Source organism: Mycobacterium sp., assembly GCF_032159565.1.
Taxonomy (GTDB): domain Bacteria; phylum Actinomycetota; class Actinomycetes; order Mycobacteriales; family Mycobacteriaceae; genus Mycobacterium.
In genome coordinates this window covers 1-15344 of the sequence record NZ_JAVHWR010000102.1, presented here as the reverse complement: position 1 = coordinate 15344, position 15344 = coordinate 1, and the positions used below count along the sequence as shown (strand labels likewise).

The window sequence follows — 15344 nt, the reverse complement described above, 5'->3', positions numbered from 1 at the left end:
GGAGATGACTCAAACCGCTGCTCTGACGGAGAACCGGACGGCGATGAAGCCGGTCGGAAAGTTCACCGCTGATCTGCTCAAGGTCGGTGTCGACAGCCTCGCAGGCGTCGTAGGGGACACGGTCATCGAACGTGTCCGGCGTCGCAACGGCGCCGCCGACCCGGTGACATGCTTCAATCCGTTCAAGCGTGAAACCATCCTCGACCCCTACCCCGAATACGAGCAGCTTCTCGCCGGGCCGCCGGTGCGCTACAACCCCCGGCTCGGCATTTGGATCGTGCCGCGCTTCACCGACGTGCGGGCAGGGTTGCGTGACCACGAGCGCCTGTCCTCGTCACAGAGCCAGAGCCGGTTCCGCGTGGCGTTGCCGATGATGATCGCCAAGGATCCGCCCGACCATACGCGGCTGCGCCAGTTGGTATCTCGTGCCTTCACGCCCCGTGCGCTCGCGGCATGGCAGACCTTGATCGAGCAGGTCTGCGACGAACTTCTCGACCGGATGCTCAGCATGCCGAACCCCGACGGCGTGCAAGACCTGGCCAAGCCTTTGCCAACCCGGATCATCGCCACCATGTTCGGCATTCCCGAGGCCGATCAGATGAAGTTCCTCACCTGGTCGGAGGCATTGATCGACGGCTCCTTCGTCGAGGTCGGCAGGCGGACTCCCAACGTCGTTCAAAAGATGGCGCGGGCTACGTTCGCCATGCGAAAGTACGTGCGGCCGCTCGTCGACGAGCGGCGCCGCAATCCAGGCGCCGACCTGATCTCGATGATGGCCCAGGCGGAAGACGGAGACGTACTCGACGACGACGAAATCTTCTGGGGCGTCGTCATGCTCATCGTCGCGGGCAACGAGACCACGACGAACCTGCTTGGCTGGCTGCTGCACACCTTCGCAACGCGACACGACATATTCGATGAGCTACGCGGTAAGCCCGAGTTGATTCCGACGGCCATCGAGGAGCAATTGCGGCTCGAGTCGCCGGTGCAGGGTTTCTACCGCACCGCGACCGTCGACTACCCCGTCGAGCATCTCGTCATCCCGAAGGGGTCACGGGCGATGATGCTGTTCGGCGCCGCCAACCGCGACCCGCGGCACTTCTCCGACCCGAACACCTTCCGTCTCGACCGCGGAGCCGTCGACCATCTGGCGCTCGGCGGTGGTGTGCACTTCTGCCTTGGCGCCGGTCTTTCCCGGATGGAAGCGGGCCAGATCATCGCGCATCTCTCGAAGCGGGTCGCCGCAGTGGAATTGGTTGGACAGCCACAGCGGCTCCACAACGCGACGATGCGCGGATTGACGCATCTTCCTCTTCGAATGGTGGGCGCCTGATATGCCGTTCGATGCATCAACACAAATAAGGATTGGGACGTGACAAAAAACAACGGCGAGGTCCTCGGCGCACCGGTCATCGAAGCGCGAGACCTTTCGAAGTCATTCGGTCGCGGCGACACCGAGACACCGATTCTCAAAAACATCGACCTGCAGATCTTCTCGGGTGACTTCGTGGTGCTGATCGGGCCGTCCGGCTCGGGGAAGTCGACGTTGCTGAGCATCCTCGGGTTGCTCGAACCGCCATCGAGTGGTGACGTGTTGGTGGCCGGACAGAGCGTTAAGAAACTTTCCCGTCGTCAGCTCGCTCGCATGCGAGGCCGCAAGCTCGGATACGTCTTCCAGTCCTTCAATCTCCTCGCCGGGCTGTCGGTGGTCGAGAACGTCATGCTCAGTGGCCTGCTCGTCGGCGAATCCGGTCGCACCCAACATGACCGGGCGATCGAGTTGCTGACTGAGTTCGGCCTCGCGGACAAGGCCAAGCGTGTGCCGTCGGAGTTGTCCGGCGGTGAGCAGCAGCGGGTGGCGATCGCGCGAGCGCTGTTCATGAAGCCCGACGTGATACTCGCCGACGAGCCGACGGGAAACCTCGACACGAAGAACGGTCGCAAGGTCATCGAAACCCTCGAGAATCTGAACCGCGAAGGTCAGACGATCGTCCTGGTCACCCATGACCTGTCGATAGCCGAAAATGCGCCCCGGCTCATCGCCTTCCGCGACGGCCAAATCGAAAGCGACAGCCGCGGGACGGGCAGGCACCGTCTTGAAGCCGATGACCTCCAGCGAGTGGCGCCGTAACAATGGCGGGGCGCCGAATAGCCGCGACCGTCAGTGTTCTCAGGATCATCAACCTGCGGGCTCTTCGACGACATGCCTTCCGGGCACTGCTGGCCGCCATTTCGCTGGGTGGCGGCGTGGCCGTCGTCGTCGCAGTGATGATCGAGGCAACCAGTGTCACCAAGGCCGTCGAAGACGTCGGTTACCGGATCGCCGGCCCGGCGCCGATGCGCATACTCGGAGCCGCGAACCGAGCGGGCGTGACACCGGAGGCGATGCGAACCGCCGCCACCACACCGGGCGTAACGGCGGTGGTCCCCGTCGTTCGGGCCATCACCATGGTCCGCACGGGTGACCGCGAAACGTACGTGCTGGCTTTGGGCATCGACTGCACGGCACGATGGATCATCGACCCCGCCGTATGCCCGCCCGGCCAGCAGGAGCCCCCGCTGCCGGCCACATCAACCATTCTCAGCAAGTCACTGGAGCCGTCGTCGAGATTGGTCACCGACGTCGGGCAGATGTCTTTGACTGGGCTGCAGCAAGTCTCGCAATTGGACACGATCAATAACGGCATGGTCGTGGTGTTGCCGCTGCGCGCGGCCCAGGCGCAGTTCGCTCGAGGCGACCGGGTCGACATGGCTTACCTCACGCTTGTCGACGACGCCAAGGCACCTCAGATAGGAAAGCAGCTCCAGCAGTCACTCGGCCCCGGCTTCGACGTGCTGACTCGCAGCGAACCCGACCGGGGTTTCAACGTCAACATCGTGCTTCTCCCGCTGCTCGCGATCTTCGCCCTCATCGCGGTAGGTGTCGGCGTCATCCTGATCGCCCAGATCACCCGCCTGTCGGTCGAGGAACGCCGGCACGAGGTGGCGGTCGCCGCCGCGCTGGGCGCGTCTCCGCTGTCCGCTGTGGTCGGCTTCCTCGCCGAAGCCGCGTTCCTCGGGGCGATCGGCTCGACGTTCGGCGCCCTCATCGGCATCGGCATCGCACATCCCGTTGTCGCGAGTGCCAGCACACTGACACAGCTGTACATCGGCGTGAATACCCCTGTCGTGATCGAACCCGGCATCGTGGCGTTGGGCATCGGCTTGGGTGTTGTGCTGGCGATTCTGGCCGCCCTGCTTCCCAGCCTGTCGGCACAGCGGACCGCGATTGCGTCCGAACTATCCGGACGTGCCGCGCAGGAGACCACCAAGTCGCGCAGCATCTGGCCCAAGGCGGTCGGGCTGCTCGCACTCGGTGCTGCCGGAGTTTTCGCCGCGAGATTCGCCGCCGAGTCCGGCGGCCTGGAACCGTGGCAGGCCGCGGTTTCCGGCGCAGGCGTCGTTGTTGCGGTAGTCGGAATGCTTACGGCCGCAGCGTATCTCAGCGCCCAACTCATCTCGATGGTGCGCTTGGGGCCGACAAGGGCGCGCGGCGCGACATTCCGGATAGCGCTCACGGGACTGCGCGCGAACCCGACGCGAACCACCGCGATCGCTGGTGCCGTCGCCGTACCGGTGGCGGTGGCGATGCTGCTCTCGAGCTTCCTCGTCGGAATCAACAGTGGCTCGGCGAATCTGGCGAGAGCGCAGGCAAGCGACCGCCTGGTGGTGACCACCTCGCGATTCAACGACTGGGGCGCGCTGGACGCGAAGGTGTCCCCCGACACCATCGCGAAACTCGGAGCCCTGCCGGGCGTCGAACGCGTTGAGCAAATGGTGGAGATCGAAATGGCGCTTGCCAACGGATCGGCCGCCTACATGCGCGCCGAGAGTGACCCCACCTTCCCGTTCCCCATGCTGGCCGGCCAGTCGCCGAAGGCGACGCTGGACGCCAACCAGCTCGTCATCGGTGGCATCCTCGCCCGCGAGGAGAACCTTCGCGTAGGCGACACGATTCTGCTCGGCAGCGGACCACACGCACAGAAGATGGCCATCGGCACCATTGTGGCGACGCCGGAAGTCGGTGGCCGGCGGATATACATGCCCTTCGACGCCGCCAAGCAGATCTTCGGGGAGCAGCCCCCTGGCCTGGTCCGCATCAAAGCGGCTCCAGGTGTGCCGCTGGATCAAGTCGCCGCCGAGATCAACTCCACGCAGTTCAACCAGCTCGTCAAAGTCACCGACTCGGCCGGGTACGAGCAGGCCACCGCCAGCGGTCTCGGCCGCTTCCTCACGACGTTGAATGCGCTCAAGTACGGCCTTCTCGCGATCGCATTCGTATCGGTGTCGTCGACGCTGCTCCTCGTCGGCATGCGCCGCCGACGCGAGATGGCGCTGGTGCAGGCGCTCGGCGCCACCAGATCGAAGGTTTTCTCGGTCACGACGATCGAGGCCCTCACCGCCAGCGGCGTGGGCGCCGTACTCGGCGCGGTGCTGTCCGTGGCGATCATGGAGGCGGTTCGGCAGGCGGCCGTCGTCAATGTCGGATCGGTCAGCCCACTGACCTTTCCCTGGCTGGAGGCCCTCAAGTATGCGGCGCTCGCAGCCGCGGCCGCGGTATTCGCAGCGATCGTCCCCGCATGGAAGAGCACGAAGGCGGCACCGTCGACAGCGCTGCGGGACGAGTAGGTCAGCGACAATGGCTTCATGGACGACGATGTGCCGGGTGGCCGGACCCGAATAGTCACTTCGAGACGCGAGGTTCTCAAGTACTCGCTGGGTGCTCCCCTTCTCGCCGGTCTTGCCGCGTTGACCTTCGATGAACTCCGTGCGTCAGCCGCCGATGCCAAGCTGATCGACTTCGCCGAGCGTTTGGTGCCCGCGGATCAAATCGCGGCGGCGGGGTATGCGGGCGCGCTCGTCTACGTCTCCGAGCTTCGGCCCGGCGCCACCTTCGATTTCAAGCCGGTCACCCGCGAGTACGCGGATGCGCTGCGCGCGTCCGGGCTGCACGTCGTCAGCTGCTATCAGTACGGCAAGCCCGGCTGGCCGACACCCTCGGATTTCACCCGCGGCTACGACGGCGGCGTCGCCGACGCTCAAACAGCGATGCGCCTGCATGCCGCGGCCGGCGGTCCGGATTCGGCGCCGATCTTCTTCAGCATCGACGAGGACATCGACGCCGACACCTGGAAAACCGTTGCGCTGCAGTGGCTTCGTGGAATCAACTCCGTCCTGGGCGTGCAGCGCACCGGTGTCTATGGTCACGCCGGAGTGTGTGGGTGGGCGATCGCGGGCGACGTCATCGGCCACTCCTCCACTCCGGGATACCGGTGGGCATGGCAGACCAGAGCCTGGTCACATGGCGAGCGCGAACCGGCTGCGGTGCTGTACCAGAATCTCATCGTCACCGCGGCCGACCCCGGCGTCAGCCTGGGCGGTACCCATGTCGACGAGGACGACATCCTGGCAGCCGATTTCGGCCAATGGGATCTCGCTCGCTGACTGTGCCCGCCCATAGGAAGGACGACGTCACCAGGGGCCCCGAAACGGCTCGGTCATACGGATCTACACACCGCAGCACTGACATAGGCTCGAGGTGTGGACGAATCGACTCGCTCGACCGCCGAGCTCATCGTCGAGTGTCTTGAGAACGAGGGCGTAACGCACGTTTTCGGGATACCCGGCGAGGAAAACATCCGATTCGTCGACGCGCTGTCTCGATCGTCGATCGAGTACGTGCTGACGCGCCACGAGCAGGGTGCCTCGTTCATGGCGGAGGTCTATGGACGCTTGACCGGCCGTGCCGGCGTGTGCTCGGCAACCCTCGGCCCTGGCGCGATCAACCTTCTGCTCGGCGTGGCCGATGCCACCACGAATTCGACGCCACTCATTGCTCTTTCGGCGCAGGTCGGCATGGGCCGAAGCTACAAGGAGTCGCATCAAGGCGTGGACCTGGTTTCGATGTTCGCGCCCGCGACCAAGTGGTCCGCACTTGTTGCGACACCGTCCGCTGTACCGGAGATGGTCCGCAAGGCCTTCAAGCTCGCACAGACCGAGCGCCCGGGAGCGGTCTATCTCGCCGTTCCCGAGGACGTCGAGGAAGCCGCTGCCCCTGCCGAGTCGGGCCCATTACCGGTCAACGTGCCGCGGCCCGACGATCCCTCGGCCGCTCAACTGGAACGGGCGGCGGAGATCCTGCGGCACGCACGCAGCCCCATCCTGTTGGCCGGTCACGGCGCAGCCCGCAGCGGCGCTACCGAAGCGGTACGCCGGTTCGCCGAAGCGCTCGACATCCCGGTGGCCACCACGTTCCACGGTAAGGGCGTGATGCCCGACGACCACCGGCTGTCGCTCGGCGCGGTGGGTTTCATGCGCCATGACTACGTGAACTTCGGCTTCGACCGGGCCGATGCCATCATCGCCGTCGGTTACGAGTTGCAGGAGTTCGATCCGGTCCGCGTCAATCCGAGCGGTAACACGAGCATCATCCACATTCACCGCTTCCCCGCCGAAGTCGACGCGCACTACAACGTCGCGGTCGGATTGCACGCCGACATCGCCCGCACACTCGATGAGCTGGCGACGATGGTGACTCGTGATCACCCGTCCGTGTCGGGGCACGAGCAGATCCGTGAGCTGCTCTCGGCTGAGCTCGATCGGGGACGCGCCGACGACAGTTTCCCGCTCACGCCGGCCAGGATCGTCGCCGACACACGAGCAGCGTTGCGGCGCAACGACATTGCCCTAGTAGATACCGGCGCGCTCAAGATGTGGATGGCCAGGCTTTACCCGACCTATGAACCGAACACCTGCCTGATCTCCAACGGGCTCTCAACGATGGCATGGACGCTGCCAGGGGCGATCGGCGCCAAGATCGCGCGGCCCGACGCGAAGGTGCTCGTCGCCAACGGCGACGGGTCGTTCCTGATGAACTCGCAGGAGATCGAGACTGCACTGCGGCTCGAAATCCCGATGGTGATCCTCATCTGGGATGACAACGCCTACGGTCTGATCAGCTGGAAGATGGACCTGGAGATCGGCCACAACGTGGACACCCGATTCGGCAATCCCGACTTCGTCACCTATGCCGAGAGTTTCGGCGCAAAGGGCTACCGGATCTCGGCCGCCGAGGAACTGCTCCCGACCCTGCGCGCCGCACTCGACGACGACACCGTCAGCATCATCGCGTGTCCCGTGGACTACTCGGCCAACAGCGACCTCATCGCTTCACTGGGCGAGCTGGACGAGTCGCTGTCCTGAAGCGCTGCACTACGGCCACGGTGCGCGACAGGCGGGGAGCCAAGCCCGTACTTCTCCTGTTCCAGGCTCCGACATCGTCGCTCTTCGGTCATCGGGCGGGTTGATAGATCTGCTCAGCGGGCACCGAAGCGACGCCCAGTTCGTGTGCGACGGCGTCGATGGCGGCTCGGGCGATATCGCGATCGACCCGGCCGTCGGAGCCGAAGTACGGTCCGATGTAGCGCTCGTAGTAGCGCTGCACTTCGTCGCGGGTCATCCGGTTCAGAAACGATGCGAGGTAGTCGACGACCAGATCGGGTGTGTCCGCAACGGTTTTCAGGGCGCGCTGGTTGGCCCGGACCAGCGCCTGCAACGCGGCGTCGTCGGATTTGAAGTGGGCCGCATCCGCCGCGATTCCCACGGTGGGGATCTGGAAATCATCACCGACCCAGGCGAGCACGTGGAAGCCCTCCTCATCGGCGACCTGCTCGGGCCCAAGGGTGCTTCCGACATACGCGGCTTCGATGCTGCCATCGCGAAGGCGTCGCAGGTCCATCTGATAGTCGCCCGGATGCCGCGACACACAATCGATGTCGCGGTCGGGGTCAATACCATGACGGCGCAACACGATTCGCGCGAAGCACCCTGGCGCGGTGTGCGGCGCGTGTACCGCGAGCCGGCGCCCTCGAAGGTCCGCCATGGACGCCACGTCGCCGCCGCCGAGAAACCAGAAGAGTGGCCGATGGGTGTTGACGCTGTGCACGGTCCATTCGACACCGTCCGTCAGACGAGACAGCACGGCTCGTCCGAGCCCGATCGTCGCGCACGACCGCAGGCGATCGTCGTCCCAGCCGGTTCCGTCGTGGATGGCGACATGGATGCCTTCGTCTGCGAAGAAGCCCTCCTGATCGGCGACATGGGCAACCAGTTCCTCGTGAATGCCACGTCCGACGTAGGCAAGATCGATCGTTTCCATGATGCGATTCCTTCGTTCGATCCAATGAGAACGACGCAGCCGCGGTCAGTCCATGGCAAGGCCGCCGTTGACCGGCAGGTAGGCACCGGTGGTGAAACCGGAGTCCTCGCTTGCCAGAAACGCGACCGTTTTGGCCACCTCGTCGGGCCGAACCAGCCGGCCCATGGGGTTGGTCGCACCGAGGCGCTGGATTTGTTCGGGAGTCAGCTGGTCGGTCACCGTCGTCTCGTCCACCGTGGCCGGCGCCACAAGGTTGGCGGTGATCCCGTGTGGCGCCAGCTCGAGCGCGAGGTAGCGGACGAACTGGTCCATGGCGGCCTTGGCGGTGCCCAGCGCGATCATCCCGTCCCGCGGCCGTTTCGACAGACCCGTGCTGAGGAACACCATGCGGCCGTACTTCCGGGAAATCATTGCCGGCACAATCGCTTTGGTGAGCAGGTAGGCAGCTCGCAGCTCCCGCTCCAACTTGCCGCCGAGCTGTTCCCAAGTCAGATCGGCGAACGACGTGACGTCGAAGGGGATCAATGCGTTGTGAACGAGTACGTCGATCCGGCCCCATCGCTTTTCGGCTTCTGCGACCATTTTGGCGACCTCATCGCCTCGGGTCACGTCGGCCCGCACCGCCATCGCTTCGCCGCCGGCCTCCGTCGCGGCACGGACCACCTGCTGCGCCTCATCGGCGCTGGAGCGGTAGTTGACGACGACGCGGAACCCGCGCTCCGCCAGAACGAGTGCTGTCGCCGCACCGATTCCGCGACTGGCCCCCGTGATGACCGCAACACGGTCCATGTGGGTCCACCTCCTGATCATGAGAATGCCACCCACACTCGTGGTTGGGCGATGCATTCGCGCGAGGAGAACTCACAGGCTCGCGAGGACCGTAATCGCGCGGTGACTGGCGCGCCGCCGAAGGTCATTTACCCGTGCACACGCAGCACATGACGGCGATAAGGTCCGCACGGCACTCGAAGACGACACCGTCAGCGAATTGCAAGAGTCGCTGTCCTGATAGGTCTGCCCGCCGGCCCGAAAATCCAGATCGCCGCTCCCCGAGGGCAACCGACACTTAAGGTCGAGAAGCCCCAGACGCGTGAACTTCGACGAGAGGAGTGCGGCTTTGAGTCAGTGGTTGGTAAGCAATATGCCGTCGTGGCTGCTTCTGCTCACACTTGTTGCAGTCACAGCTGGCCTGGCAATGGCCGTGCAGGTCTTCGTTCGCAGGCGATACCCGAAGCTCCGGGGAGAAGAGCACAACGACGTCACCAAGTTCGCTTTCGGTGTCGTGGGCCTTGTCTTCGCATTCTTCATCGGTTTCGTCGTATCGGCGATGTGGGGCCAGATCAACGATGCCGATGGTAGGGCGCGGACCGAGGGCGCGGCCGGGGTGGAATTGGCTAGAAGCGTCACCATATTCGACCAGCCGGATCGTGACCGAATTCGACAGAGCCTCTTGGACTATGAGAACGCCGCGGTCATCGAATGGAGCGAGGCCGCCGGTGGCCGTCATTATCCGGAAGCCGACAAAGCACTGGCAAGTCTGCGTTCCGCCTACGAAGGCGTACAGACTCACTCTCGCGCACAGGAGACCGTGCTGGCCATGTCGTTCGCGAATCTCGACAGCCTCAGCCAAGCCCGCACTCAACGCGTCCTACAGGCGCGAACCGACATCGGGCCGCCATGGTCGCTCTGGGCGGTCATTTTCTTGACCGGCGGACTACTTCTCGGCTGCGCGATCATCTACGGCGTGGAGAAGCACACCACGCATTTCACGATGGTTGCGATACTCGGTGTGCTTGTCGGAGCCGAGCTGTTTCTTGTCTTGGAGCTTTCGCATCCCTTCATCGGCGAAATCGCGACGTCGCCGGAACCACTACGCGAAGTCATCCGTGCCCTATCGTCGAATCCTTAAGGGACTTTCCGGGCCACGCTGACTAGCTATGTGCAGCAGGTGGGGTCCAAGACGGCGCAAAGCGCGCCGAGCGCGCCGCGGTGCGCTCGGTGGTATACGTTCATGCCCCGCCGCTGCGACTCGACCAGGCCTGCCTTCCGTAATTGAGCGAGATGATGGCTCACAGTGGATTCCGTCAGCTCCAAAACAGCCGCAAGGTCACCACTGTTCTCTTCGCCGTCGGCAGAGCCGAACAGGAGCGACATGATCTTCACTCGCGCCGGGTCAGCCAGCGCCTTCAACCGCAGGGCTACTTGAAGCGCCGCTTCGTCCGACATCGGACCAGCGGCCATCGGGGCGCAGCAGACCGGTGCGGACATGTCGATCACCGGCAGAGTCTTCGGCATAGCCCGACCATACCCAGCTTCTTGACATATATCAAAGAGGTCGGCATCCTGTAGACGACGCCAGTTCGATATATGTCTCACACCTGAAAGGACTGCACATGTCCCGCGTCCAACTTGCCCTCAATGTCGATGACCTCGACCACGCGATCACGTTCTACTCGAAGCTGTTCAACACTGAGCCCAATAAAGTCAAAGACGGCTACGCGAACTTCGCTGTCGTCCAGCCGCCGCTCAAGCTGATACTCCTCGAGAACCCCGGCATGGGCGGCTCCATCAATCACCTTGGGGTAGAGGTGGATTCGAGCACCGATGTGCACTCCGAAATCGCGCGCCTCAGCGAGGAAGGACTGTTCACCGACGAGGAGATCGGCACGACGTGTTGCTTCGCCACCCAGGACAAGGTATGGGTCACCGGCCCTGCGGGTGAAAAGTGGGAGGTCTACACGGTCCTCGCCGACTCCGAAACCTTCGGTTCCAGCCCTGGGCACCTCGATTCCCGCAGCGAAGGCGTGTGCTGCGGTAGCCAGGCAGATGACACTCGGAAGGCTTCGAGCGCGACGTCGTGCTGCTGACGATAATTCCATCGGCTCCCGCGGGCGTAGACCTCCGCGTCCGCGGCCCCGCTCATCAGGAGACCGGCGTGATGCCGAGCTCGGTCAACAGGCGGCGAACGCGCTCCTCGATCTCGTCGCGGATCGGACGGACAGCGTCGACAGACTGTCCAGCGGGGTCGGCCAACTCCCAGTTCTCGTACCGCTTACCGGGGAAGAACGGGCATTCATCTCCGCAGCCCATGGTGACGACGACGTCGGCCGCCCGGACAATCTCGTCGGTCCAGGGCTTGGGGAACTCGCGGGTGATGTCGATGCCGACCTCGGCCATCGCCTGTACTGCCGATGGGTTGATCTCGTTGCCTGGCTCGGACCCTCCCGACCAGGCGACGCCCTGCTCGGCTGCGAGGTGGTTGAAGTACCCAAGAGCCATCTGAGAGCGGCCGGCGTTGTGGGTACACAGAAACAGCACGGTCGGCGTGGCTTCGGTGACCCTGCCCTCAACACGGGCCAGTGCGTTAAGGCGTTGGCGCGCCCAACGTTCCGCCAACAACGGCAGGAAGTTGGGGATGGTGGCACGGCCGGCGAACTGGTCGTAGGAGGAATGCAGGAAACGTTCGATGGTCTCGATGCTGAAATGTTCGCTGAACTCAGTGTGCAGACGACTGGCGGCGGTCTTCAGAGCATGCTGTTGGTCGATGGGCAGGTCGCGCCTTAGGTGACCGGCCAGGGAAACAGGGCTGTCGGTCACTGTGCGCTCCGATCCGTGATCAGTGTTGTTCTCGGGTTCTCAAGGGTGAATCGGCGCCGCATGGCGAGGGAGACGTACACCAGGGCGACGAGGACCGGGACTTCGATGAGCGGGCCGACCACACCTGCGAGAGCTTGACCCGAGGTCGCGCCATAGGTGGCGATCGCCACTGCAATAGCCAATTCGAAGTTGTTGCCCGCTGCGGTGAACGCCAGGGTGGTGATGCGCGCGTACCCGAGGTTCAGCAGAGCGCCGAGGAGGTAGCCACCACCCCACATGATGGCGAAGTACGCCAGCAGCGGCAGGGCGATGCGGACCACGTCAAGCGGGCGGCTGGTGATCTGCTCACCTTGCAGCGCGAAGAGGATGACAATGGTGAACAGCAGGCCGTACAGCGCCCACGGGCCGATCTTCGGCAGGAATGAGGATTCGTACCACGTGCGGCCCCTGGCCTTTTCGCCGAGCCGTCGGGAAAGATACCCGGCCAGCAGTGGGATGCCGAGAAAGATGACCACTGACTTGGCGATTTTCCACGGCGAGGTGCTGATGGTGGTCTGTTCCAGGCCCAGCCAGCCGGGCAGTACCGAGAGGTAGAACCATCCGAGGACGGCGAACATGATCACCTGGAACACCGAGTTCAGCGCGACGAGGACGGCTGCGGCTTCCCTGTCTCCGCAGGCGAGGTCGTTCCAGATGATCACCATGGCGATGCAGCGCGCCAACCCCACGATGATCAGGCCGGTGCGGTATTCAGGAAGGTCCGACAGCAGCAGCCACGCAAGGGCGAACATAAGTGCCGGACCGATCACCCAGTTGAGCAGCAAGGAGCTGAGCAGTAGCTTGCGGTCGCCGGTGACCGTGTCGAGTCGGTCGTAGCGGACCTTGGCGAGCACCGGGTACATCATGACCAGCAAGCCGAGTGCAATGGGCAACGAAATCCCGTCGACTTCAACATGATTGAGCGCACCGTTCAAGCCGGGCACGACGCGTCCGAGGAACAGCCCGGCTGCCATCGCCATGCCGATCCACAGCGGCAGATACCGGTCGAGCAACGACAGCTTCTCGACGACGGCCGGGTGCGCGTCCGAGGTGACGGGCTTGGTCATGTTGGTGATCCGGTCGTGACGTCGTCGTCGGCGGACGTGCTCAGTACCGATGCCAGGTTGATCAGCGCCTCCGAGACGACGGAGTAGTACACCCAGGACCCTCGGCGCTCGGAGGCGAGAAGACCGGCGTCCTTGAGCACCTTGAGGTGATGGGAAATGGTCGGCTGCGAAACATCGAAGTCGCCGGAGATGTCGCACACACAGGCTTCTCCACCGACATGACTGGCGACCAGGCTGAACAGACGCAGGCGCACCGGATCTGATAGCGCCTTGAGTTTGGCGGCGACTTCAGCGGCGGCCGCAGGTGACAGCGGCTCGCGTACCAACGGGGCGTAGGCGCATGCCGACACATCGCTCGGCGGAAGACGTGACTTAGACACACATCGATATTGACACTCTTCTATTCAAGACACAAACGAACAGTGTGTGAATCGAACCGACTCGTCGCCTGCAGGCGACCATGGCGCGGTATCGGTGAACATAACGTAGCTTCGCCTTGAGCATTCCGCCGAACGCGGCCACCACGCCGGAGCGGTGTTGACGAGTGACGACTGGAGTGAAGCCATGAGCGGCCGCGGCCCGGATTCTCACACTGCTCCGCGGTCCGGGGTGGTGGCGTGGGCGCTGTGGGACTGCGGCGCAACGGGTGTGAACGCCGTCGTCGTCACGTTCGTCTTCTCCGTCTATCTCACCGAGCAAGTAGGTTCGGGTCTGCCCGGACCCGGCACGCCCGCAAGCTGGTTGGGTCGGGCGCTGACACTCGCAGGCATCTGCGTCGCGTTGCTCGCGCCGGCGACCGGAGTCTGGGTGAACGCGCCACACCGACGCCGCACGGCACTCGCAGTCCTCACCGGCTTGGTCGTCATCATGACGTCGGCGATGAGCCTGATCCGGGCCGACTATCACTACCTGTGGCTCGGTCTGGTCCTGCTCGCCTGCGCGGCGGCATGCAGCGACCTGGCGACCGTGCCGTACAACGCCATGCTGAGGCAACTTTCGACGGGTGAGAACTCCGGACGAATCTCCGGCCTCGGTTCGGCCGCAGGGTTTTTCGGCAGCGTGCTGCTACTACTGATCGTCTATTTCGGTTTCATCCAGGGTGACGGCGGCACCCGCGGCCTGCTGGGCATCGCGGCGGTTGACGGCGATAACGTGCGGGCGTCCATGTTGCTCGCCGCGGCGTGGTTTGCATTGTTCGCTTGGCCGCTACTTGTCTCCGTGCCCGTCCCGGCCTCTGCCGACCGCGGTCCTGCCGTCGGATTCTTCGGCGCCTATCGCGCCTTGTGGGATGAGGTGCGCAGCGAATGGCGACGTGACCACAATGTCGTGTACTACCTGTTGGCCAGCGCCGTGTTCAGAGACGGATTGACGGGTGTCTTCACCTTCGGCGCGGTGCTCGGCGTCAGCGTTTACGGACTGTCACAGGCCGATGTGCTGGTGTTCGGAGTGTGCGCCAGCACCGCCGCCGCGATCGGCGCGATGCTGGGCGGCGTGCTCGACGACCGACTGGGTTCCACGCTCGTCATCGCCGGATCGCTGTCCGCGATGATCGTCGTCGGACTGGTCCTCCTGACGGTCGCCGGGCCGCTGCCGTTCTGGATCTGCGGACTGCTTCTGTGCCTGTTCGTCGGGCCCACCCTTGCTTCCGCGCGGGCGCTGATGATGCGAATGTCCGCCGAGGGCAAGGAAGGCGTCGCCTTCGGTCTCTACACCACCACCGGACGCGCGGTGTCGTTTCTGGCGCCATGGATGTTCTTCACGTTCGTCGACCTGTTCGATTCCGACCGGGCAGGTTTGGCCGGGTTATGCGTGGTGCTGGCGGCGGGTCTGGCGGCGATGATGGTCACCGTGCGGGTGCCTCGCGTGGCGCGCTAGCTCACTTCCGCCATCGGCGCGCCGGTTCTGGCGCGAACGGCGACGATGCCGCCACCGATGACCAGCGCCGTGCCGAGATACATGAACAGTGTCGGCGGATGGTCCCAGATGATCCAATCGATGAGCGCCGTGAACACGATGACGGAGTAAATGAACGGGCCTACCTTCTCCGCCGATGCGTAGCGGTAGGCCACGATGATGAGGATCTGCGAAAGCATCTGCGCCAGACCGAGTCCGATCAACCACCCCAGGGCCTGCGCAGGAAAGGGCTTCCAGTCCAATGCTGCGATCGGAACGGACATCACGGTCGAGAGCAGGAAGTAATAGAAGAGAACGCGGGTGATGGGCTCGGTTGCGCCAAGCCACCGTACGGACATCATCGCGACGGCGAGGAAGAGCGCGCCTGCGAGCGCGGACACCTCGCCGATGTTGAAGCTATGGCTCTGAGGCTGTAACACGAGTAGTACTCCGGCGAACCCGAGACCGGCGCCGAGCCAGGTCCACCTCGATACCCGTTGACGGGTTGCGACCCAGGCGACAAGTGGCATCCACAACGGGGCGCTGTAGGT

14 protein-coding genes and 1 pseudogene are annotated in these 15344 nt (G+C 64.2%); 8 read left to right on the top strand and 7 right to left on the bottom strand.

Annotated elements, in window-relative coordinates; genetic code table 11:
• Window positions 1-4: 4 nt before the first annotated feature.
• The 5 genes from QOC76_RS12465 (at window position 5) to QOC76_RS12445 (ending at window position 7242) form a co-directional block, all read left to right on the top strand.
• Window positions 5-1333 carry a cytochrome P450 gene (locus tag QOC76_RS12465; protein WP_526357140.1) on the top strand — a complete coding sequence of 443 codons (1329 nt, stop codon included), beginning with the start codon at window positions 5-7 and terminating at the stop codon, window positions 1331-1333.
• 39 nt (window positions 1334-1372) lie between these two features.
• Window positions 1373-2131 (top strand): ABC transporter ATP-binding protein, encoded by a 759-nt coding sequence (locus QOC76_RS12460; protein WP_526357139.1) that lies wholly within the window; start codon window positions 1373-1375, stop codon window positions 2129-2131.
• 2 nt (window positions 2132-2133) lie between these two features.
• On the top strand, window positions 2134-4668 hold the full coding sequence (locus QOC76_RS12455) for an ABC transporter permease (RefSeq protein WP_526357138.1): 2535 nt from the start codon (window positions 2134-2136) through the stop codon (window positions 4666-4668).
• A gap of 18 nt (window positions 4669-4686) precedes the next feature.
• Entirely contained in the window at window positions 4687-5484 is a 798-nt protein-coding gene (locus QOC76_RS12450; RefSeq protein ID WP_526357137.1) for a glycoside hydrolase domain-containing protein, read from the top strand.
• A gap of 129 nt (window positions 5485-5613) precedes the next feature.
• Complete coding sequence (locus tag QOC76_RS12445; RefSeq protein ID WP_526357146.1) at window positions 5614-7242, top strand: acetolactate synthase large subunit; 1629 nt, start codon at window positions 5614-5616, stop codon at window positions 7240-7242.
• An 88-nt stretch (window positions 7243-7330) separates the two neighbouring features.
• Here QOC76_RS12445 and QOC76_RS12440 read toward each other — a convergent pair whose 3' ends face one another.
• Both QOC76_RS12440 and QOC76_RS12435 read right to left on the bottom strand, forming a co-directional pair.
• Window positions 7331-8197, bottom strand: coding sequence for an ABC transporter substrate-binding protein (locus tag QOC76_RS12440; protein WP_526357136.1), 867 nt, complete (start codon window positions 8195-8197; stop codon window positions 7331-7333).
• A gap of 45 nt (window positions 8198-8242) precedes the next feature.
• A complete protein-coding gene (locus QOC76_RS12435; RefSeq protein ID WP_526357135.1) occupies window positions 8243-8986 on the bottom strand; it encodes an SDR family NAD(P)-dependent oxidoreductase in 744 nt (247 codons plus the stop codon).
• Between the two features lie 328 nt (window positions 8987-9314).
• Here QOC76_RS12435 and QOC76_RS12430 point away from each other — a divergent pair, with 328 nt between their 5' ends.
• Complete coding sequence (locus QOC76_RS12430; protein ID WP_526357134.1) at window positions 9315-10106, top strand: bestrophin-like domain; 792 nt, start codon at window positions 9315-9317, stop codon at window positions 10104-10106.
• 26 nt (window positions 10107-10132) lie between these two features.
• Here the strand turns inward: QOC76_RS12430 and QOC76_RS12425 are convergent, their stop codons facing one another.
• A complete protein-coding gene (locus QOC76_RS12425; RefSeq protein ID WP_526357133.1) occupies window positions 10133-10492 on the bottom strand; it encodes an Rv2640c family ArsR-like transcriptional regulator in 360 nt (119 codons plus the stop codon).
• A 98-nt stretch (window positions 10493-10590) separates the two neighbouring features.
• Between QOC76_RS12425 and QOC76_RS12420 the strand changes: the two genes are divergently transcribed.
• Window positions 10591-11064, top strand: a complete 474-nt coding sequence (locus QOC76_RS12420; protein ID WP_526357132.1) for an ArsI/CadI family heavy metal resistance metalloenzyme — start codon at window positions 10591-10593, stop codon at window positions 11062-11064.
• A 55-nt stretch (window positions 11065-11119) separates the two neighbouring features.
• On the opposite strand, the gene QOC76_RS12415 is transcribed toward QOC76_RS12420, so the two are convergent.
• The 3 genes and pseudogenes from QOC76_RS12415 to QOC76_RS12405 form a co-directional block, all read right to left on the bottom strand.
• Window positions 11120-11794: an arsenate reductase ArsC gene (locus QOC76_RS12415; RefSeq protein ID WP_526357131.1), complete on the bottom strand. Its 675-nt coding sequence runs from the start codon at window positions 11792-11794 to the stop codon at window positions 11120-11122.
• Window positions 11795-11802: 8 nt separating this feature from the next.
• Window positions 11803-12900: pseudogene (gene arsB, locus QOC76_RS12410) on the bottom strand (ACR3 family arsenite efflux transporter); the annotation flags it as partial.
• Window positions 12897-13280 carry an ArsR/SmtB family transcription factor gene (locus QOC76_RS12405; RefSeq protein WP_526357130.1) on the bottom strand — a complete coding sequence of 128 codons (384 nt, stop codon included), beginning with the start codon at window positions 13278-13280 and terminating at the stop codon, window positions 12897-12899. The pseudogene arsB and the gene QOC76_RS12405, both read right to left, overlap by 4 nt.
• Before the next feature lie 184 nt (window positions 13281-13464).
• Here QOC76_RS12405 and QOC76_RS12400 point away from each other — a divergent pair, with 184 nt between their 5' ends.
• Complete coding sequence (locus QOC76_RS12400) at window positions 13465-14775, top strand: MFS transporter (RefSeq protein WP_526357129.1); 1311 nt, start codon at window positions 13465-13467, stop codon at window positions 14773-14775.
• Here the strand turns inward: QOC76_RS12400 and QOC76_RS12395 are convergent.
• Window positions 14772-15344 (bottom strand): EamA family transporter (locus tag QOC76_RS12395; protein WP_526357128.1); only part of this gene is annotated, 573 nt, incomplete at its 5' end. The genes QOC76_RS12400 and QOC76_RS12395 overlap by 4 nt on opposite strands.